This is a genomic window from Halobellus sp. MBLA0158, assembly GCF_041477585.1.
Lineage (GTDB): Archaea > Halobacteriota > Halobacteria > Halobacteriales > Haloferacaceae > Haloquadratum > Haloquadratum rubicundus.
Map to the genome: position 1 here is coordinate 2,659,601 of NZ_JBGNYA010000001.1, position 19,280 is coordinate 2,678,880.

Below are 19,280 nucleotides of genomic sequence, written 5' to 3' on the forward strand. Positions count from 1 at the left end.
ATCCCGAATATATCAAAATTAGTACTTTTTGTGGCCGCGGGATTCCGCTCGGAAACGGCCGTCGCTCGGTCGCTGGCCGCGTGGGGTCGCCGGGGCGGGCACCGCGCTTCCGACACGCTCAAGCGCCCGGGCGCTCGCCACTCAAGGGATGACTATCCCGTCGTTCGTGATCGGGATCGCCGGCGGCACCGGCGCCGGAAAGACGACGGTGGCCCGCCTGATCGCCGAGGGCGTCGGCGACTCCGTCACCCGGATCCCGCTCGACAACTACTACGAGGACCTGAGTCACCTCGAGTTCGAAGAGCGCGAGCAGGTCAACTACGATCACCCCTCGGCGTTCGAGTGGGAGCTCCTGCGCGAGCAGGTCTCGACGCTGCTCGAAGGCCAGCCGATCGAGATGCCCGTCTACGACTTCGAGCGGCACAACCGGACCGACGAGCCCGAGCGCGTCGAGCCCACGGACGTCATCGTCCTGGAGGGCATCTTCGCGCTCTACGACGAGGACCTCAACGACATGCTCGACCTCCGCCTGTACGTCGACACCGACGCCGACGTCCGGATACTCCGGCGGATCAAGCGCGACGTCATCGAGCGGGGCCGCGACCTCGAAGGCGTCATCGAGCAGTACCTCGCGACGGTCAAACCGATGCACGAGCAGTTCGTCGAACCGACGAAGAAGCACGCCGACCTCATCATCCCCGAGGGCGCAAACAGCGTCGCGGTGAGCCTCCTCGAAGAGAAGATCAGGGCCGAGATCGACGGCGACGCTCGCCGCGACTGGGAGCGGGAACCGCTCGAAAGCCCGCTCGTCGAGGAGCTCGCGGCCGACCCCGACGAGTGAACGGAGACGAGAGTAATCACTATCAGCCGCGCCGGTCCGTCCGGTCGTCGCGGTCGCCGTCCGCGGCGGCCCGCTCGTCGATCATCCGCGCGGCCAGATCCGTCCAGTCGCGGCCGCCCATCCGCGCGCCGACGATGGCGGCGCGGGCGACGTACGAGAGGACGATCCCGACGTAGACGCCGACGATTCCGTAGCCGAGCGTGACCGCGAGCAGGTACGACGCCCCCAACAGGAAGACGTACGAGCCGACGACGCCCGCCCAGAACGGCGTCCGGGTGTCGCCGGCGCCCTTCAGCGATCCCGAGAACGGGAAGTAGACGCCGATGAAGACCATCGCGACGGCGAACGCGCGGTTGAAGTCCGCGGCGTAGCCGATCGTCGCCAGGTCGTCGGTGAAGACCGTCGCGAGCGGTCCGGCGAACGCGAAGAGCAGCCCGCCGGCGACGCCGAGGGTCGCGAGGCTGAGCCCGCAGATCGCGTAGGCGGCGTAGCGGGCGTCGTCGGGACGCCCCGCGCCCAGTTCCTGGCCGACGAGGATGCTCGACACCGTTCGGAACGCGCGGAACAGCGGTGCGGTGAACTGCTGATACACACGGTTGGCGATGTGGTAGGCCGCGTTGGCCTCCGTCCCGAACAGGAGCACGAGCGAATTGAATGGGAAGCGCGCGAGTTCGGTGCTCAGCCCCCCGACGATGTCGGGGACGCTGACCGCCAGCAGTTGCCGCGTTAGGAGGAGCCCCCGCGGTCGGGCGAGCGACAGCGACACCCGCGGGCTCAGGATCACGCCGACGAGCGCGACCGCTTCGACCGTCCGTCCGACGGCGGTGGCGATCCCGACGCCGACGATCCCAAGCCGCGGCGCGCCGGCGACGCCGAGGCCGAGCGCGACCGACAGCACGATGTTGAGGAGCGTCGCCGTCCCGTTGACGGCCATCGGCGTGCGCGTGTCGCCCGTGCCCTGGAGCGCGCGGGCGCCGACGAAGCCGACGATCCGCAGCGGCGCGACCGCGAGGACGATCGCCAGGTACGTCCCGCCTGTACGAGCGACCGTCGCTGTCGCGCCGAGGACCGAGATGAGCGGCTCGCTGAACAGGAGGCCGACGGCGGCGAGCGGGAGCCCCGCCAGAAGCCCCAAGAGGAGCGCCTGCGTGACGGCGCGGTCCCGGGTGACGCCGGCGCCGCGGCCCGTCTCCTGGCTCGACAGCGCGATCGCACCGCTGCCCAGGCCCATCCCGACGCGGAGCGGCAGCCGCGAGTAGAGGTCCGCGAGCCCGATCGCGGCCACGGCGGCCGGCGAGAAGAAGCCGGTCACGAGGATGTCGACCGTCCGCATCAGCGTGTTGAGCGTCTGCTGGACGGCGACCGGCCACCCCAGGGAGACGGCCTGCGTCCAGATCGAACGGAGCCGGTCGCTGGGGGAGAACACGCGTGCCGGTACTCGGTCGACCGCCGAGAAATAGGTTGGTGCCGCGCGGGGTCGTCGGGGCGAGTCTACCCGTCCGGCGCGTCGGCCAGCGCGAGCCGGAGGACGAAGACCGTCCCCTCGGGGTCGTTGTCCTCGATACGTATCTCCCCGCCGTACCGCGTGACGAGCCTGTCGACGAGGTACAGCCCCATTCCCCTCCCCGAGGCGTCGAGCGTCGGGCGTTCCGCGCCGAGCAGCTCCGGCCGCCGCGCCTCGGGGATGCCGGGGCCGTTGTCCGCGATCCGGACGACGGCGTGGCCTCCGTCCCGCTCGCAGGAGATGTCGACGATCGGGGATTCCTTGTCGTTGTGCTGGACGGCGTTGTTCAGCAGATTCCTGAAGACCGACGAGAGCAGTTCGTTCGCCATCACCTCGAAGTCCCGGCAGGACTCGTCGACGCGGAACTCGGCGTGAGGAAACGACTCCTCCCGGAGCGCGACCTCGACGCCCAGCGTCGACTGCAACGAGATCGGACTGCGGCGCATCTCCTCGCCGCTGACCAGCATCTCGACGACGTCGCGCGCGGTGCTCGTGAGCGCGAGGATGTGTTCGCCGCTCTTGAGAATCCGCCGGAGGTGCGATCTGCCCTCGTCGTCGAGATGGGAATCGAGCAGTTCGGCCCACCCGAGGAGGATGCTCATATCGTTCCGGATGTCGTGCCGCAGGATTCGGTTGAGGATTTCGAGCTCCTCCGTCGTGTGCCGCTCGTCCGTCACGTTCTGCGTGACGAGCACGCCGTGGGGCTCGCCATCGACCGCCATCGGCCGGGTCTCGATGTGGTGGACGAGCCCCTCGAACGCGACGTCGAACGAGCGGGGCTCGCCCGCGAGCGTCGCGCGGAGTTCGGGTTCGAGCTGATCGGCCGCCTCCTCGCCGAACAGCTCGTAAATCGTCTTCCCGACCATCTCTTCGGCCTTTCGCCCGGAGAACGGCAACACGTCCGGCCCGACGAGCCGGTAGGTGAGCGTCTCGTCGAAGACGACGAGCACCCCGTTCGGGAAGTGCCGAACCGCACGCTCCGAAAGTGCCCCGGGAGAATCCATACGCTCCCTCCGATGGGTGAGAATATAGCGTTTTGCCGTCCGAAAGCGGGCGCTCGATGCCGACCGCGGGCCTACTCCAGGAGCGACTCGCCGGTCATCGCCGCGGGCTTCGGGACTCCCATCAGATCGAGCATCGTCGGCGCGACGTCGCAGAGCGACCCGCCGGACCGCACGCGCCGGCCGCCGCCGTCGCCGTCGGGCGTGAGGTAGACGAAGGGAACGGGGTTCGTCGTGTGCGCGGTGTGGGGCTCCTCGGGCGTGCCCATATCGTCGGCGTTGCCGTGATCGGCCGTGATCAGGACGTGCGCGCCCGCGGCTTCGAGCGCGTCGACGAGTCGGCCCAACTGCTCGTCGACCGCCTCGACGGCGGCGACGGCGGCGTCGAAGTCGCCGGTGTGACCGACCATATCGGGGTTGGCGTAGTTGAGGACCATCGCGTCGGGGTCCGCGGACTCGATCAGGTCGATCGCGGTGTCGGTCACCGCCTCGGCGCTCATCTCGGGCCGCTCGTCGTAGGTGGGGACGTCGGGGCTCTCGATGATCCGCCGGATCTCGCCCTCGAACTCCACCTCGCGGCCGCCGTTGAGGAAGTAGGTGACGTGGGCGTACTTCTCGGACTCGGCGAGTCGGAGCTGCGTCTTCCCGGCCTCGGCGAGGGCCGCGCCGAGCGTCGTCTCGGGCTCCTCGGGCGGGAACGCGACCGGGAGGTCGAACGTCTCGTCGTACTCGGTCATCGTGACCAGCCGGACTTCGGGCGGGTCGGTCTCGAAGGGCCACGCCGGCTCGATGTCCGCGAGCATCCGGACGAGCTGGCGCGCGCGGTCCGGGCGGAAATTGAAGAAGACGACCGCGTCGCCGTCCTCCAGCGCGGGGCCGCCCGTCACGAGCGTCGGCTCGACGAACTCGTCCGTGTCGCCGCGGTCGTAGGACTCCCGCACGGCGTCGACGGCCGTCTCGGCCTCGTGGTCGGCCTCGCGGCCGACGATGGCGTCGTAGGCGCGCTTGGTCCGCTCCCAGTTCTGATCGCGGTCCATCGCGTAGTATCTCCCGGAGACGGTCGCGACGTCGCCCGTGCCGTGGTCCGCGGCGACCGCTTCGAGTTCCGCGAGGTAATCCTCGCCGCCGTGGGGGTCGGTGTCGCGGCCGTCGGTGAAGGCGTGGGTGACGGCCTCGACGCCGCGATCGGCGGCGATCTCGATCAGCGCGTGGAGGTGGCCCTGCTCGGAGTGGACGCCGCCGTCGCTGACGAGCCCCATACAGTGGACGCGGCCGCCGGTCTCCTCGGCGTAGTCGAAGGCCGAGGCGATGGCGTCGTTGGTCGCGAACGTCCCGTCGTCGATCGAGTCCTCGATCCGGGTGTAGGCCTGCTTGACGACGCGGCCGGCGCCGATGTTGAGGTGGCCGACCTCGCTGTTGCCCATCTGCCCGTCGGGGAGGCCGACGTTCCGGCCGGACACGTCGAGGGTCCCGTACGCGCCGGCGTCGGCGAGCCGATCGAAGTTCGGCGTCGACGCCGCCTTCACCGCGTCGCGTCGGTCGTGGTCGCCGAGCCCCCAGCCGTCGAGGACGACCAGCGCTGTCTGCATACCGGACGCGAGGCGAGGCAGGGTGGAATAGGCTTCGCTTCGCCGGTGATCGCGGCCCGCGGCCGGCGCGCACAGCCCCGCGTCGAGGCGGCCCCGAACGCGACACCTTCTTTCCCCTCGTCGCCGTCGGTCGACCCGATGAGCGACGGCGACCCCGCGGCCCGGCTCCGACGCCCCTACCCCGAGCGCTGGGTGGAGTACTACCTCGGGAGTCCGGCGAGCCTCGGCTGGCTGCTCGTCGTCGACGGCGCCGCCTTCCTCCTGGGCGTCAGTTTCTACGTCCACTCGGAGCCGTCGCTGTCGGACCTCAGCTCCCTCGCGTATCCCCTCTTCGGCGACTCGCCGACGGCGCTCGCGCTCGCGACGCTCTCGGTCGCGACGCTCCTGCCGCGCTTGGGGGATCCGGTGACCGAGGCCTCCTCGAACCGCCTCCTCGAACTCCTGCACACGCTCGCGTTCGTCTGGCTCGTGAAGTACGGGCTCTGGACGGCCGTCGCGCTCAATCTCCGGCCGGACCTCTACGTCGGCTTCGCGCCCGCGCTACTGTGGGAGTACTGGGGCATCCTCGTCACGCACCTGTTCTTCCTGCTCCAGGCGGCGGCGATCCCCTACTACGGGAAGACCTCCCGCGAGGCGCTCGCCGTCGCGCTCGCGCTGCTTCTCGTCAACGACATCTTCGACTACGGCCTCGGGCTCTATCCGCCGCTGCGCTACGAGGCCGGACCCCTGCTGGCGGGGATCACGGTCGCGCTCTCGTTCTTCGCGGTCGGCTACGCGGCCTGGGCGTTCGATCGGGCGGAGCGATGACGGGGGACGGTCCCGCTCCGGAAATGCGTCAACCTATTACGTGCTCGCGATTTACCTCTCGTTATGGATTCCGCGGTACTCCTGGATCTCCTCGGGAACGAGAACCGCCGGCGCATCCTCCGGCTTCTCTCCCACAAACCGTGTTACGTCACCGAGATCAGCGAGTACCTGGGGGTCAGTCCGAAGGCCGTGATCGACCACCTGCGGCGGCTGGAGGAGGCCGGCCTCGTCGAGAGCCGAACCGACGACAAGCGCCGGAAGTACTTCCACATCGCCCGGAACCTCCGGCTGGAGGTGAGCGTCTCGCCGTACCGCTTCGGCGCCAAGAGCGCCTACCCGGCCAGCCGCAGCCTCGACATGCGCGGGCGGTGCCAGCACCTCAAGATCGAACTGCCGGAGCTGGACGACGACCGACGCGAGGAGCCGGACGGCGACGACGGGGCCGATCCGGCGCGTCGCGACCAAGACACCGAGCGCCACCCGACCCCGATCGAATCCGAGCGCGAGCGTCGCGAGCCAGAGGACCTCCGGACGGAGGCCGATCCCCTGGAGGATCCGGACTCCGAGGTCGCCGAGCTCGCCCGCGAGTACGCCTACCTCGACGACATCGAGAGCGAGCTCTCCCTGGCTCAGCGGTGGGTTCACGGGCGCGTGACCGACGTCCTCGACGCCCTCAGCGACCGGCTCGGCTCGGAGGCCGACAGCCGCTTCTACGCGGAGATGCTCGCGGCCATCTCGCGAGAGGCGCGGTCGGTAGGAGAGATCGCCCGGGAGGTCAACGCCGACCCCGACCGCGTGGCGCGCGCGCTCGAACGCCTCGAAGAACAGGGCCTGGTCGCTCGCGACGGCGCGGAGTGGCGGATCGCGTGACCCCGACGGCTTCCCCGCGCCCGCTCAGGACACGTCGAGGTCCGGGAACCGCTCGGGGAAGGACTCGATCAGGGAACTGATCCCGCGTCGGATCCGACCGCTGGCGGCCGACGTCGAGATGTCGAGCGCGTCGGCGACCGCCGCAAGATCGGTCTCCTGTGGGTGCTCGAAGTAGCCCATCTCGTACGCCGTCGCCAGCGCCGCCTGCTGCTTGTCGGTGAGCCTCGTCGACGCCGACCGCTCGTCGAAGGAGACGCGGTACAGCTCCAGGATGTCGAACTCGAAGGAGCGGTCGTCCGCGACCTCCCACACGGACTGCAGCGACCCCCGGTCGGGGAGCTGCCATCGTTCGACCCAGCCCCCCTCGTGCTGGAACGCTTCGAGCGCGAACCCGCCGTGCTCGACGACGGCCGGACCCAAGAGCAGCGTGTCGGCGGTGAACTCGACGCTGTAGACCGGCTGATTCTCGTAGTCCGCGACCTGTCGGTGGGCCGTGACGGTGTGGTCGGCCGCCAGGTAGGCCTCGAAGGCCGCCGGGTCGTCGGCGTCCGTAGTGAAGAAGTGCTGTCCGTGGACCGGGTCGGTGCTCACGTCCTGCAACACCCGGATGTCCGCGTCCGGGAGCGCCCGGATCACGTCGGCCAGCGCCATATCCGGGTGCGAGAAGTGGACCTTCGCGATGACGGTCATACCGGCCAAACGCGGTCGAGCGGGAAAATCCCCACTCTCGTCGGCGGTCCCGCCGGTCGCGGGCCCCCCTCTATCTCGGTCGGCGACCGGCGCGATCAGATCTCCCGGGTCAGACCGTCCCGCAGGTCCCGGCCGAAGTAGTGGCCCAGGAGCGACGCGAGCAGGCCGCTGGCGACGCCGACGCCCGCGATGGCGAGCCCGTAGTCCGCCAGAACGCTCACCGCGACCGGCGCGAAGACGCTCGTGAGCGTCCCGAGGACGAACGCAGCCCCCGACGCGAGCGCGCCCGCGATCCCGACTTCGAGGTAGCGGCTCCGCGAGCCGCCGAGGCCGACCGCGAACGCCGCGGCGAAGAGACCGAGGAACCGCCCGAGCGCGCCCACAATCGGGATCGCGCCGCCGACGAAGGTCCCGGCGAGCAGGAGCGCGAGAACGACCAGGAACGAGCGGGCCGAGACCGTGGGACCGCCCGGAAGCAGGCGTCGGAGCCGCCCGCCGGACGCCGACGCGGCGTCTGATTCGGAGCGGGCGGATCCGGTCGCTCCGCTCTCGGTGTCCTCGTCGTCGAGGAGCGAGGCGGGATCGACCCGCTCCCGTTCCACTCCGTCCTTCGAGCGTTGCATACCGTACGGTAACGGGCGCCGAACCCTGACTCTTGCGCCGAGGGTCGACGTCAGAGACGGCGGATCCAATCTTCGGAAGCGGTGGCTCCCGAGGCGACGGATGGCGAACAGCCGGCGCGACGCGAACGCGCCCCCGTCGATGCGCCGGACATCCGCGTTCCGACGGGGGGTAGCCGTCAAACCACGCCGGCGCTGGTCCCGGCTTCGTATATAAGATCTCCCCCGGAACCGGAGGCGACGAAGTCGCTGCGGCCGCGAACGAATGGATTCAAGTCCGCGCCCCGGATACGGGAGCGTATGAACCCCGGAGACCGCGTCCGCGTCGAGCGCGCGGGCGTCACGAACGAGGGCGTCCTGATGCCCTCTTCGACCCCCGATCACCTCGTCGTGAAGCTCGACGGCGGGTACAACGTCGGGATCGAGCGCGCGGACGCCGACGTGGAGGTGCTGGAATCGGACGCCTACGACATCGAGTCCGCACAGGAGGAGTCGGACGCCTCCGAGATCTCCTTCGACGACGACCTCCCGACGGTCTCGCTCATCTCGACCGGCGGGACGATCGCCTCGACCGTCGACTACCGCACTGGGGCGGTGACGGCCCAGTTCGACGCCGAGGACGTCCTCCGGGCGGTCCCGGACCTCGCGGGGCGCGCCAACTACCGCGGGCGGGTCGTCACGAACATCCTCTCGGAGAACATGACGCCCGGCGTCTGGCAGGACCTCGCAGAGGTCGTCGCCGACGAGATCCGCGCGGGCGCCGACGGCGTCGTCGTGATGCACGGCACCGACACGATGCAGTTCTCCGCGTCGGCGCTGTCGTACATGCTCGACACGCCGGTCCCGATCGTCTTCACGGGGAGCCAGCGGTCGGCCGACCGCCCCTCCTCGGACAACGTGATGAACGCCGTCTGCGCCGTCGAGGCCGCGAAGTCCGACGCCGCGGAGGTGCTCGTCTGTATGCACGCTTCGACCTCCGACGACGACTGCGCGCTCCACCGCGGCACGCGCGTCCGGAAGAACCACACCTCTCGTCGAGACGCCTTCGAGACGGTCGGCGCCGAGCCGATCGGGTACGTCGACTACGACGCCGAGGAAGTCGAGTTCCGCCGCGACGTCGCCGAGCGCGGCGAGACCGAACTCGGAGTCCGGACGGACCTCAACGAGAACGTCGACCTGCTGAAGTTCACGCCGGGGATGGACCTCGACCGCTACGCGGCGATGCTCGAAGACGCGGATCTGGACGGCCTCGTCGTCGAGGGGACGGGGCTCGGCCACGTCCACACGGACCTGATCCCGACGCTCTCGTCGCTCGTCGACGACGGCGTCGTCGTCGCGATGACGAGCCAGTGTCTGGAGGGCCGCGTCTGCGACCGCGTCTACGACACCGGTCGCGACCTCCTCGACGCGGGCGTCGTCGAGGCCGGCGACACCCTCCCCGGGACGGCGAAGGTGAAACTGATGTGGGCGCTCGCGAACCGCGACGATCCCGAGACGGCGATGAGGCGGTCGCTCGCCGGCGAACTCCAGGAGCGCTCGGTCCCCTGGACGTAGATCGGACTCGTGAGCGCCCGTGACTCCGGCGGACGGACGGCCGGCGACGACGGTCGGAGCGACGGCGCGGACGCGGAGGCGAGCGCCGACCCGGCGTTCGACTGCGGCGACTGCGGCCGCGCGTTCCACACCGAGGACCTCCTCGTGCTCCACCGCGGCGTCAGGCACCCGAACGCCCTCGACGCGGCCGATCAGGAGGCCTACCGCGAGGCCTACGCGGCCGAGGAGCGCGAGATCCGCTCGTTCCGCCTCCGGGCGCTGGCCGTGCTCGTGTTGCTGTACTTCGGCTTTCTCTTCCTCTACGTGATCTATGCGTCCTGAAGATCAGTCGGAGCGTCGGCCCGCCGGCGGCACCGCCGAGGTCCGTCGCGGGCTCGGGGCGCTGCTCCTCGCGGTCGCTATCGGCGCGGTCGGACTGACGCTCTTCGTCCGCGGCGTCGCCGCCAGCAACGCCGCCGTCGGGCTCTCGGAGGCCTCCCGCGACGCGCTCGCGGTCCCGCGCTGGCTGTACGTCGCGACCGGCGGCGCCGCGATCGGCGCCTCGGCCCTGCTCGCGGGGTTCGTGACCGACCGCCGTTTCGTCCGACGCATCCACGACTGGCGGCGGGACGTCGGCGCCGAGCGCGCGCGACGCGTCGGTCGGGGCGCGCTCGGTCTCCTCGGCATCGTGCTTCTCGTCCTCGTCGTCCACCGCGGACTCGCGGGCCCGCAGCTCGCGACGATCAACCTCGCGGTCGTCGTCGTCTTCGCCGGGGGGCGCGCGGGCCTGACGATGGCGACCTACGCGCTCGGGAACGCCTGGCCGGCGCTGAATCCGTTTCGGACGCTCACGGCGCCGCTCCCGACAGGCATCGTCGACTACCCCGAGCGCCTCGGCCGCTGGCCGGCCGTCGCGGGGTTCCTGGTCCTGATCTGGATCGAGACCACGGCGGGCGTCACGAACGACCCGCGGCGCCTCGCCTTCGCCGTCGCCGGCTACGGCCTCGTCGCCGTCGCGGGCGCAGTCGTCTTCGGCCGCGACGCGTGGTTCGAGAACGCCGATCCGGTCTCGGCGTTCCTCCGGTTCTACGGCCGCGTCGCGCCGCTCGCGTGGGAGGCGGGTCGACTCAGGCTCGCCCTGCCCGCGATGCGGCTCGTGGGACGATCGTCCGAGGAAGCGAGAGGACACGAGGCCGGCTCCGACGACCGGCTCGTGACCGGGCTCTCCGACGTCGCGTTCGCGGTGGCGCTCGTCTGGGAGCTCACCTTCAGCGGCTTCGTCACGACCGAGCAGGGCGCGAGCGCGATTCGTGCAGTCGTCGGGCTCGGCCTCCCCGCGATCACAGTTTATGTGATCCTGTTCCTCGGTGGCTTCGGCGTCTTTTACGGCGCGTTCCGACTCGCTGGGCGGGTCGCCGCGGAGCGGCTCCTGACCACCCGAACGCCCCGAGAGCTCGCGGTCGCGTTCGCGCCCTCGCTCGTCGTCATCGCGGCCGGCTACCACCTGGCGCACTACTTCGCGTTCTTCCTCTCGCTTTCGCCCTCGCTGGGTCAGGTCCTCGCGTCGCCGCTGTCGGCGCCGACGAACCCCGTCGTCCTCACGCTCCCCGCGTGGGTGTCGGCGCTGAACATCGCCTTCGTGCTCGGCGGTCACCTGGTCGCCATCTGGGTCGCCCACTCGACGGCCTACCGGCTCTTTCCCAGCCGGCTCCAGGCGATCCGGAGCCAGTACCCCTTCGTCTTCGTGATGATCGGGTACACGGCCCTGAGCCTGTGGCTGATCTCGCTTCCGACGACGACGCCCGCGTTCCTCGGGTGAAGGGCGTCGGGCGGTGGGGAGAACGGAGAACGGAGAACGGAAAAAAGAGCGCAAAGCATTTGTCGTCGTCGGACCCACTCCGAGCGGTGGGATGCTGCTGGCAGGGACCGTCGTCGCCGATCCGGAGACCGTCTACGAGGAGGGCGCGGTCGTCGTCGCCGACGATCGCATCGCGGCCGTCGGTCTCCGAGCCGAGGTCGAAGACGCCTACCCCGACCACGCGGTCCGGGAGTTCGATCTCCTCGCGCCGGGGCTCGTCGGCGGCCACGTCCACTCGGTCCAGAGCCTCGGGCGGGGCATCGCCGACGACACCGCCCTCCTGGAGTGGCTCTTCGAACACGTCCTGCCGATGGAGGCCGGACTCGGCGAGCGGGAGATGCGCGTCGCCGCGGAACTCGGCTACCTGGAACTGCTGGAGAGCGGCACGACGACCGCGATCGACCACCTCTCGGTCCGCCACGCCGACGCCGCCTTCGAGGCCGCGATCGATCTCGGGATCCGCGGCCGGATGGGGAAGGTCCTGATGGACAAGCGCGCGCCCGAGGGCCTCCAAGAGGACACCGACGCCGCCCTCGACGAGACCGAGCGCCTCGTGCAGGCGTACCACGGCGCCGCCGACGGTCGGATCGGGTACGCCGTCACGCCGCGATTCGCCGTGAGCTGCACGGAGGCGTGCCTGCGCGGCGCCCGCGAGATCGCCGATCGGTACGACGGCGTCCGGATCCACACCCACGCCAGCGAGAACGAAGAGGAGGTCGAGACCGTCCGCGAGGACACGGGAATGCGGAACATCGCGTGGCTCGACGAGGTCGGGCTGACGGGCGACGACGTCGTGCTCGCCCACTGCGTCCACACGACAGAGCGCGAGCGCGACATCCTCGAACGGACGGGGACCCACGTCACGTACTGCCCGTCGTCGAACATGAAGCTCGCCTCCGGGATCGCGCCGGTCGTCGACTACCTCGACCGCGGGATCGACGTGGCGCTCGGCAACGACGGCCCGCCCTGCAACAACACGCTCGATCCCTTCACCGAGATGCGACAGGCCAGCCTGCTCCAGAAGGTCGACCGCCTGGATCCGGAGGCGACGCCCGCGCAGGTCGTCTTCGAGATGGCGACGCTCGGCGGCGCCCGCGCCGCGGGGTTCGAGAAGGTGGGTGCGCTCCGCGAGGGTTGGACGGCGGACGTCATCGCGCTCGACACCGACCTCACGCGCGCGACGCCGCTGCACGACCCCCTCTCGCACCTGGTCTTTGCGGCCCACGGCGACGACGTGACGTTCACGATGGTCGACGGCGAGGTCGTCTACGACGCGGCGTTCGGCGGCCTCCAGACCGGCGATGCCGACGCGATCCGCCGGCGGGCGCGGGAAGTCGCCGCCGACCTGCGCGAGTGAGCGAGTCGCGAGTCGCTCTCAGCAGGATTCGACCGGGTCGTACGCGACGCGGTACCCGTCGTCGGTCCGGGTCACGTCCTCGACGGTCCTGAACAGGATCTCCCGCTCCTGCCGTGTCCGGACCGGGAAGTCGTAGTGTGCGGCCTCGTAGCCGAACGTCTCGCCGTCGGCGCGGCGCTCCTCGACGAAGTCGCGGTGGGCCTCCAGCCGATCGGTCGCGACCCGCTCGGATCGCTCCGGGAGGTCGGCGACGCGCTCGTCTAACGCCGCGAGGATGTCGGCGTCGAGTTCGTAGCCGACGGAGTCGCGGCCGGCGACCATCGCCGCCAGCGCGGTCGTCCCGGTGCCCAGGAACGGATCGAGGACGGTGTCCCCGTAGACCGAGTACATACAGACCAGCCGGTAGGGGATCTCGAAGGGGAACGCCGCCGTGCGGTCGCGCGCCGCGTCGGTGTCGTTCGGGGCCGCCGAGGCGGTCGGGGCGGTATCGCCGCCCTGCGCCCGCGCCTGTCGCGCGCCCCGCACGTCGGTCCAGACGTCCGAGAACCACCGGTTCCGCTCCTCCCAGAAGTACGCCGACTCGTAGCGGCGCGTCTCGCCCGGATCGAACGCGCGCCTCGCGGGGCCGTTCCGGAAGAGGAGGACGTGTTCGTGTTCGAGCGTCACGTAGGCGTTCGGCGGGACCATCCCGCTGCCCATGAACTTCGCCGCGCCGTTCGTCGGCTTCCGCCACAGCACGTCCGGGAGCGGGTCGAACCCGAGCGACTCGAACGCGTCGAGCACCCGCGCGTGGTTCGGATACACCCGAAAGCGGTCCCCGAGGCTCCGGGTCGCGTCGCCGACGACGACGGCCGCGATGCCGCCCGGCCGGAGCGCGCGGGCGATCTCCCGCCAGACGGCGTCGAGTACGTCGTGCATCGCCTCGAACGCCCGCTCGCCGTCGGCGGCGTCCAGGGCCGACGCGACCGCGTCGGACTGCGCCGCGAACTGCTCGTCCCACAGCTCGATCATCGGATACGGCGGCGAGGTCACGACCAGGTCGACGGCGTCGTCGGCGACCGCCGACATCGCGCCCGCGTCGCCGACGACCGTGCGGTGGCGAGTCTCCACGACCCGTAGGTGTGACGGCGGGCTTGTATAGGTACTGTCGGCACCGAGGCGGTCACTCGGCGAACTCGACGCCGGTGATCTCGAAGCGGGCGCCGCCCGCCTCGCTGTCTGTCAACGCGACCTCCCAGCCGTGGGCCGTTGCGATCCGCCGGACGATCGCGAGCCCGAAGCCGGTGCCCCTCGTCGCGGTGGAGTAGCCGCTCTCGAAGACGCGCTCGCGCTCGTCGGGCGGGATGCCGGGGCCGTCGTCGGCGACGTAGAATCCCGGGTCGTCTTCGATGTCCCCGACCGTCACCGTCACGCCGGTATCGACGCGCTCCGAGGCGTCGTCGGCCGACGGCTGACCGCCCGTGGAACCGTGTTCCGCGGCGTTTCGAAAGAGGTTCTCGAGGAGGTGTCGGAGCCGAGTCCGATCGGCTCTGATCGTGCGCTCGGTCTCGACTCGGAGCGTCGCCTCGGCGGTGTCGACGTTCCGCCAGCACGCTTCGACGACCGCCGGGATCGAGACGGGCTCGTACTCCCCGACGGAGTCGCCCTCCCGCGCGAGCGCGAGCACGTCCTCGATCAGTTCCCGCATCCGCTCGTGGGCCTGCGCGGCGGTGTCGAGGTGTTCCAGGTCGTCCGTCTCGACCGCCAGCTCCAGCGAGCCCGCGGCGACGTTCAGCGGATTCCGGAGGTCGTGTGAGATCAGGCTGATGACTTCCTCCAACCGCTCGTTCTGGCATTCGAGCGCGGCCTGTTGGTCCAGCTGGTCCAGCACCGCCTCCGCGTGGTGAAGGAGCGTTTCGACCAGGGCCTGATCGGACTCGTCGAAGGCCCCCGCCTCGGCCTCGCCGACGGTGAGCGTCCCGTGGGAGCCGATCGGGAGGTACATCGCCGATCGGTGGCCCCCCCGATCGATCCCGTCGTCGCGGTCGGAGATGTCGTCGAAGCGGCGGGCCTCTCTCGTCTCGAACACCTCCCCCGGGAGCCCCTCACCGACCCGATAGGCGGGGCGTTCGCCCATTTCCTCGCGGACGGCCTCGGTGATCACGACGGGCCGCAACAGCCCGTCGTCGTAGTAGCGGACGACCGTGTGCGGGTACTCGAAGACCTCATCGAGCGTCTCGGCCAGAATCCGTGCGATCTCCTCCCGGTCGTCGGCGCGGACGAGCTTTCGCGCGGCCACCTGGAGCGACTCGAACCGCTCGACGAGCGCGTTCAGTCGCTCCTCGCGCTCCTCACGCTCGGTGACGTCGACCGCGATGCCGAGCACCGTTCGCGTGTCGGTCTCGCTGAAGGTGTAGGGGAACAGCCGCGTCTCGAAGAGGTGGACGTCGTCGTCGTCCGACGCCGAAAGCGGCATCGCCGGGAGCTGCTTCGGCTCGCCGGTTTCGAGTACCGTCTGGAGGTGCTCGCGGAACCACGCGGCGCCGTCCGAGCCGAGCACCGCCTCCAGCCGCGCGCCCTCGATCTCCTCGACGGTGGTGTCGTGGAACCGCGCCAGCGACTCGTTCGCCATCGAGTAGGTGCCGTCTTCCGTGACGACATACAGGAGGTGCGGGAGCGCGTCGATGATCTCCCGGAGCCGCCGCTCGCTCCGCTCGACGCGCCGGCGAGACCGGTCGTGTTCGACCGCGTTCGCGACGCGGTTCGCCAGCACGGCGTACTGGTCGGTCCCGGTCTCCTTCTGGAGGTAGTCGGTGACGCCCGCCGAGATCGCCTCGCTCGCGATCTCCTCGGAGCCCTTGCCCGTGAAGAGGATGAACGGGAGGTTCGGGTCACGCTCGCGGACGTCTTCGAGGAAGTCGATCCCGTTCCGGCCGGGCATATCGTAGTCGGAGACGACGCAGTCGAAGCGGCGCTCGTCGAGGCGCGCACAGCCCTCCTCGGCGTCCGTCGCGGTCTCGACGGTGATGCGGTCGTCCGCGCGCTCCAGGAACTCCGCGGCGAGATCTGCGAGCCCCGGATCGTCGTCGACGTGGAGGACGCGGATCGCTCCGGCGACCCCGTTCGAGACCTTCCCCCCTACCATCACGAGTTACACATCGCGGGGCGCGCTAAGGTTTTGCGGTGAAATATCATTTAGGATACGGAACGAGGTCGACAGCGGCGGTGATCCGTCCGAGCCGCCGCCCGCGTTCGATTCAGGTTGCGCTCAATCGGCGCTGGCGCCGGTGCCAGACGCTCGCTCCGTGTCGAACCGCGCCACCTGTTCGTGGAGTTCCCGTCCGGAGTGGCTCACCTGTTGGGCCATCTCCGAGACCTCCTCTATCGCCGACGACTGCTGTTCGACGCCGGCCGAAATCTGGTTTATCGAACTGGCGATCTCCTCCGACATCGCGGAGGTGTCCTCGACGACGACGCTCACTTCCTCGGCTTCGGTGGCCTGTGACTGGACCGCCTCGCTGATCTCGTTCACGCCGTCGCTGGCCCGATCCACCGCCTCGTCGATGTCGTCGAGCGTCTCGACGACCGCCTCGACCGCCTCGGCGCCGTCTGTGATCTCCGAGGTCGTCTCGTCGATCCGGTCGGCGACGGTCGTCGTCCGCTCCTGTGTCTCTTCGATGATCGCCGTGATCTCTTCGGTCCGCTCTTGGGACTCTTCGGCCAGCGACTTGATCTCGTCGGCGACGACGGCGAACCCGTCGCCGTCGCCGTTCCCGTTCGAACTGACGCGTGCGGCCTCGATGTTGGCGTTCAGCGCCAGGAGGTTCGTCTCGTCGGTGATGTCGGAGATGAGCTCGGAGATCTCGCCGATCTCGTCCATCTGTGCCTCCAGCGCGTCGATGTCGTCTTCGATCCGGTCGGCGGCCTCCACCGCGTTCTGTATCTGCGCTATCGCGGTCGTCGCCTCCTCGACGCCCTCCGAGGTCAGCGACGCCGCCCGCTGGGACTGGTCGTTGACCTCGTCGGCCGAGGCGCTGACCTCCTCGACCGACGCCGAGAGGTTGGAGATGTTCGCGCTGGCCCGCTCTGCCTTCTCCGCGAGGTCCTCGGTCCCGTTCACGATCTCGCTGCTGGACGCTTCGATCTCCTGGATGGAGGCGGTGACCTCCTCGCTCGTGCCGCTCAGTTCCTCGCTGGTCGAGGCCAGCTCGTCGGCGACGGAGGCGATCTCCTCGATCATCCCCTCCAGCTCGGACGCCATCTCGTTGAGGCTGTCGGTGACTTCGAGCAGGTCGTCGCTGACGAACTCCGCTTCGCCCACGGAGGCCCGAGCGTCGAGGTTGCCGTTCTCGATCGCGCCCATCGTCGACTGGAGCTCGCCGACGAGCTCCCGGAGTTCCTCCTGCTCCAGGGCGTCTTCGGTCCGGTCGTGGATCATCTCGACGACGGCCTCCAGGTCACCGTCGTCGTCGTAGACGGGGGCCGCGCTGAACTCGATGTGACGGTCCTTCCCGTCGGCGTCCTTCATCACGCTCTCGTCGGCGTAGAGCGTGTAGCCCACGTCGTCGATCCGGGGCACGCCGTACGCCTCGTCCGTCGTCTCGGGCGCGTCGACGACCTTGTCCGCGAGCGTCTTCGACCGCCGGCCGTCGTGGTAGAACGCCGGACCGGAACAGCCGTGTTCGCGGGCGAGCCGCCGCGCGTCGTCCTGGCTCTCGCCGGTCAGCTGTTCGAGGGCGCGGTTCCAGTGGACGACGTCGCCGTCGGCGTCCAGGACGAAGATGGGCGTGTCGATGTGATTGAGAATCGCGTGAAACCCGACGTCGAAGCTATCGGCTCTGCCGACGTCGCCGCTTTTTCCGGCCCCGGCCGGCGATTCGGACTGTTTCCCTGCGTTGCCGACGCCCTCGGACTTCACTCCCAGAAGGCTCGAACCCCCGATCAGCGAAAACACGTTCATACGGCCGATAGATTCATAATTCCCCTATTAAAATACCGCGCTCGTGTTTTCATATCTGATATTCGCATCGGGTATTAGTTCTGTATATTGCCTAATATAGTCATTGTCGGCGTAAAGAGTGCGTTTTGTCACGCAGCATTTAATTATCTAATTTTATATCACCAACGTCGCTCGATGTTCGTTCCTGCGAGACTCTTCTACTGTGGTTGGAGTGTTCGCTGGGGGTGGCTCTCCCATCAGGTATAGTCCAGATAGATCTAGGTTGACCTGACTCGTGGTGGATTCACTACGTTCGGTGCCACAGCCGGAACGGGACAGTAGAAAAATCTGAGATGCTCGGTCAGGGATTTGAACCCTGGTCCTCGGCTCGAAAGGCCAAGATGATTGGCCGGACTACACCACGAGTTTCGCACACTCAGTAGCCCGAACCGTCCGAAATCGACTTCTTATCAGCCGTGGTCATTAGGTTAAACAAGTCGAAGGTATATAAAACCCACTATCTTGGCGGTTAGCCAACGTACGCTCAAGCATACAAGATATGAGTAGTACCTCAATTATGATAATATAAGGAATATACGGTACTGAATGCCCGAGGGTTGATTATACTGAATCAGATTGCGATGAGGCCGGGGAAAGACAGAAATCTCGTTAGGACTCACTTTCACGGAACGACCGACCCGTATCGAAGCTCGTGAGATCGTCAATCCGCCGTTCCAAATTCTCGACCTCCTCCTGTAACTCCTCGGTATCCTCGTTGGTCGAAGCCAGTTGGTCTTTCAGCCCTTGGAGGCGCGTCTCTTTGCTTTCCTCGTCTACCTCAGCCTTCCGAACGTATTCGCTCTCCTCGATCCCGTACACGTCGCTCTCGCTGAATTCTGAGGGCTTAGTTCACTTGTTATGGAGAAGTTTCACTAATTGAATCAAAAACATCATCCACATCTATACTGTGAGCCGTTCTTGTTTCGAAGACGAATACCTCGTATTCTCGACCTAATGGGTCTTCCTCATTTCCAAATCGATCTTTATATCGTACGTAAAAGCCTAATCTGAATGAACTTACCCCTTCCTCAATTAGGTGTGCAATCATAGTATCAAGAGATTCGTATCCGGGTGGAGTATCTCCTTCTGATAGACCGACCCACGGGCTACATCTAAATTCAACCCGTCCTTCGTTGGGATGAAGGATGCTAATATCCCCTGAATTGTCCCCGGAACGTTTCATCGGGTTTTCATAAGTATGAATCTGAAAATCGTGATCGTCACCGCGTGCTTCTGCTTCTACATATAGCGTTAAATTTTGAGCAACGCCTTCTCCACTATTCGCAAGTTTCAGTCTCGCCTCGGAATCCGACAAATTATATCGAAAATCAAAAGGGCCGACAAGGTATGGAGTATAGCGAGATTTTGCCAAGCGGGTCTGTTCTTTCTGAACCTCCATTTGTCCCTCGATAATCTTGTTCTGCCGATAATATATGATTATTAGGAGAATTGTGAGAATAGCATTTACACCAACACCAACAGATGATACAAACTCGCTGTCGGACGCCACGGTAATCAATAGATACGTGAATACTATTCCCGCTAACAGAACTCCCCCGAGTAGGAGTGAATTGATTAATTTTGAACGACTTGGAAGTCTTCTCCCCATCTATCAGTTGTTTCTGAGTAGCA

The 19,280-nt window shown here is 67.8% G+C and carries 16 protein-coding genes, 1 tRNA gene and 1 pseudogene; 7 read left to right on the forward strand and 11 right to left on the reverse strand.

The genetic code is table 11. The features are described from left to right. Window positions 1-148: 148 nt before the first annotated feature. Window positions 149-841, forward strand: a complete 693-nt coding sequence (gene udk / locus OS889_RS13410; RefSeq protein ID WP_372390536.1) for a uridine kinase — start codon at window positions 149-151, stop codon at window positions 839-841. A gap of 22 nt (window positions 842-863) precedes the next feature. On the opposite strand, the gene OS889_RS13415 is transcribed toward udk, so the two are convergent. The 3 genes from OS889_RS13415 to gpmI all read right to left on the reverse strand — a co-directional run bounded on the left by OS889_RS13415 (window position 864) and on the right by gpmI (window position 4,935). Further along, window positions 864-2,267 (reverse strand): MATE family efflux transporter, encoded by a 1,404-nt coding sequence (locus OS889_RS13415; RefSeq protein ID WP_372390539.1) that lies wholly within the window; start codon window positions 2,265-2,267, stop codon window positions 864-866. A gap of 65 nt (window positions 2,268-2,332) precedes the next feature. Further along, entirely contained in the window at window positions 2,333-3,349 is a 1,017-nt protein-coding gene (locus OS889_RS13420) for a sensor histidine kinase (RefSeq protein WP_372390542.1), read from the reverse strand. A 71-nt stretch (window positions 3,350-3,420) separates the two neighbouring features. Next, window positions 3,421-4,935 carry a 2,3-bisphosphoglycerate-independent phosphoglycerate mutase gene (gene gpmI, locus OS889_RS13425; RefSeq protein WP_372390545.1) on the reverse strand — a complete coding sequence of 505 codons (1,515 nt, stop codon included), beginning with the start codon at window positions 4,933-4,935 and terminating at the stop codon, window positions 3,421-3,423. Between the two features lie 138 nt (window positions 4,936-5,073). Between gpmI and OS889_RS13430 the strand changes: the two genes are divergently transcribed. Both OS889_RS13430 and OS889_RS13435 read left to right on the forward strand, forming a co-directional pair. Then, a complete protein-coding gene (locus OS889_RS13430) occupies window positions 5,074-5,742 on the forward strand; it encodes a DUF1405 domain-containing protein (protein WP_372390547.1) in 669 nt (222 codons plus the stop codon). 63 nt (window positions 5,743-5,805) lie between these two features. Beyond that, window positions 5,806-6,612, forward strand: coding sequence for an ArsR family transcriptional regulator (locus OS889_RS13435; RefSeq protein ID WP_372390549.1), 807 nt, complete (start codon window positions 5,806-5,808; stop codon window positions 6,610-6,612). A 24-nt stretch (window positions 6,613-6,636) separates the two neighbouring features. Here the strand turns inward: OS889_RS13435 and OS889_RS13440 are convergent, their stop codons facing one another. Next, the gene (locus OS889_RS13440) at window positions 6,637-7,302 is read right to left on the reverse strand and encodes a helix-turn-helix domain-containing protein (protein WP_372390551.1); all 666 of its coding nucleotides are present in this window, start codon (window positions 7,300-7,302) and stop codon (window positions 6,637-6,639) included. A gap of 95 nt (window positions 7,303-7,397) precedes the next feature. Further along, window positions 7,398-7,925, reverse strand: a complete 528-nt coding sequence (locus OS889_RS13445; protein ID WP_372390553.1) for a DUF8526 domain-containing protein — start codon at window positions 7,923-7,925, stop codon at window positions 7,398-7,400. 297 nt (window positions 7,926-8,222) lie between these two features. Here OS889_RS13445 and gatD point away from each other — a divergent pair, with 297 nt between their 5' ends. The 4 genes from gatD (at window position 8,223) to OS889_RS13465 (ending at window position 12,670) form a co-directional block, all read left to right on the forward strand. Next, a complete protein-coding gene (gatD, locus tag OS889_RS13450; protein ID WP_372390556.1) occupies window positions 8,223-9,476 on the forward strand; it encodes a Glu-tRNA(Gln) amidotransferase subunit GatD in 1,254 nt (417 codons plus the stop codon). 9 nt (window positions 9,477-9,485) lie between these two features. Next, window positions 9,486-9,797 (forward strand): DUF7410 domain-containing protein, encoded by a 312-nt coding sequence (locus tag OS889_RS13455; protein ID WP_372390559.1) that lies wholly within the window; start codon window positions 9,486-9,488, stop codon window positions 9,795-9,797. After that, window positions 9,787-11,274: a hypothetical protein gene (locus OS889_RS13460; protein ID WP_372390562.1), complete on the forward strand. Its 1,488-nt coding sequence runs from the start codon at window positions 9,787-9,789 to the stop codon at window positions 11,272-11,274. Before OS889_RS13455 ends, OS889_RS13460 begins: the two co-directional genes overlap by 11 nt. Before the next feature lie 91 nt (window positions 11,275-11,365). After that, window positions 11,366-12,670, forward strand: a complete 1,305-nt coding sequence (locus OS889_RS13465; protein WP_372390564.1) for a 5'-deoxyadenosine deaminase — start codon at window positions 11,366-11,368, stop codon at window positions 12,668-12,670. Window positions 12,671-12,688: 18 nt separating this feature from the next. Here OS889_RS13465 and OS889_RS13470 read toward each other — a convergent pair whose 3' ends face one another. The 6 genes and pseudogenes from OS889_RS13470 to OS889_RS13495 all read right to left on the reverse strand — a co-directional run bounded on the left by OS889_RS13470 (window position 12,689) and on the right by OS889_RS13495 (window position 19,257). Then, a complete protein-coding gene (locus OS889_RS13470) occupies window positions 12,689-13,780 on the reverse strand; it encodes a DNA-methyltransferase (protein ID WP_372390566.1) in 1,092 nt (363 codons plus the stop codon). A 52-nt stretch (window positions 13,781-13,832) separates the two neighbouring features. Beyond that, window positions 13,833-15,794, reverse strand: coding sequence for a response regulator (locus tag OS889_RS13475; protein ID WP_372390568.1), 1,962 nt, complete (start codon window positions 15,792-15,794; stop codon window positions 13,833-13,835). A gap of 123 nt (window positions 15,795-15,917) precedes the next feature. After that, complete coding sequence (locus tag OS889_RS13480) at window positions 15,918-17,609, reverse strand: methyl-accepting chemotaxis protein (RefSeq protein WP_372390570.1); 1,692 nt, start codon at window positions 17,607-17,609, stop codon at window positions 15,918-15,920. A 333-nt stretch (window positions 17,610-17,942) separates the two neighbouring features. Beyond that, window positions 17,943-18,011 (reverse strand) — tRNA-Glu (locus tag OS889_RS13485). A 246-nt stretch (window positions 18,012-18,257) separates the two neighbouring features. Beyond that, window positions 18,258-18,488: pseudogene (locus tag OS889_RS13490) on the reverse strand (DUF7983 family protein); the annotation flags it as partial. A 16-nt stretch (window positions 18,489-18,504) separates the two neighbouring features. Beyond that, the gene (locus tag OS889_RS13495; RefSeq protein WP_372390572.1) at window positions 18,505-19,257 is read right to left on the reverse strand and encodes a hypothetical protein; all 753 of its coding nucleotides are present in this window, start codon (window positions 19,255-19,257) and stop codon (window positions 18,505-18,507) included. Window positions 19,258-19,280 lie beyond the last annotated feature (23 nt).

Bases quoted from the DNA above. Each gene is read 5' to 3' on its own strand.
- OS889_RS13460 (WP_372390562.1), top strand. From the start codon at position 9,787: ATGCGTCCTGAAGATCAGTCGGAGCGTCGGCCCGCCGGCGGCACCGCC.
- udk (WP_372390536.1), top strand. From the start codon at position 149: ATGACTATCCCGTCGTTCGTGATCGGGATCGCCGGCGGCACCGGCGCC.
- OS889_RS13495 (WP_372390572.1), bottom strand. From the start codon at position 19,257: ATGGGGAGAAGACTTCCAAGTCGTTCAAAATTAATCAATTCACTCCTA.
- OS889_RS13430 (WP_372390547.1), top strand. From the start codon at position 5,074: ATGAGCGACGGCGACCCCGCGGCCCGGCTCCGACGCCCCTACCCCGAG.
- OS889_RS13475 (WP_372390568.1), bottom strand. From the start codon at position 15,794: ATGGTAGGGGGGAAGGTCTCGAACGGGGTCGCCGGAGCGATCCGCGTC.
- OS889_RS13480 (WP_372390570.1), bottom strand. From the start codon at position 17,609: ATGAACGTGTTTTCGCTGATCGGGGGTTCGAGCCTTCTGGGAGTGAAG.
- OS889_RS13435 (WP_372390549.1), top strand. From the start codon at position 5,806: ATGGATTCCGCGGTACTCCTGGATCTCCTCGGGAACGAGAACCGCCGG.
- gpmI (WP_372390545.1), bottom strand. From the start codon at position 4,935: ATGCAGACAGCGCTGGTCGTCCTCGACGGCTGGGGGCTCGGCGACCAC.
- OS889_RS13440 (WP_372390551.1), bottom strand. From the start codon at position 7,302: ATGACCGTCATCGCGAAGGTCCACTTCTCGCACCCGGATATGGCGCTG.
- gatD (WP_372390556.1), top strand. From the start codon at position 8,223: ATGAACCCCGGAGACCGCGTCCGCGTCGAGCGCGCGGGCGTCACGAAC.
- OS889_RS13420 (WP_372390542.1), bottom strand. From the start codon at position 3,349: ATGGATTCTCCCGGGGCACTTTCGGAGCGTGCGGTTCGGCACTTCCCG.
- OS889_RS13445 (WP_372390553.1), bottom strand. From the start codon at position 7,925: ATGCAACGCTCGAAGGACGGAGTGGAACGGGAGCGGGTCGATCCCGCC.
- OS889_RS13465 (WP_372390564.1), top strand. From the start codon at position 11,366: ATGCTGCTGGCAGGGACCGTCGTCGCCGATCCGGAGACCGTCTACGAG.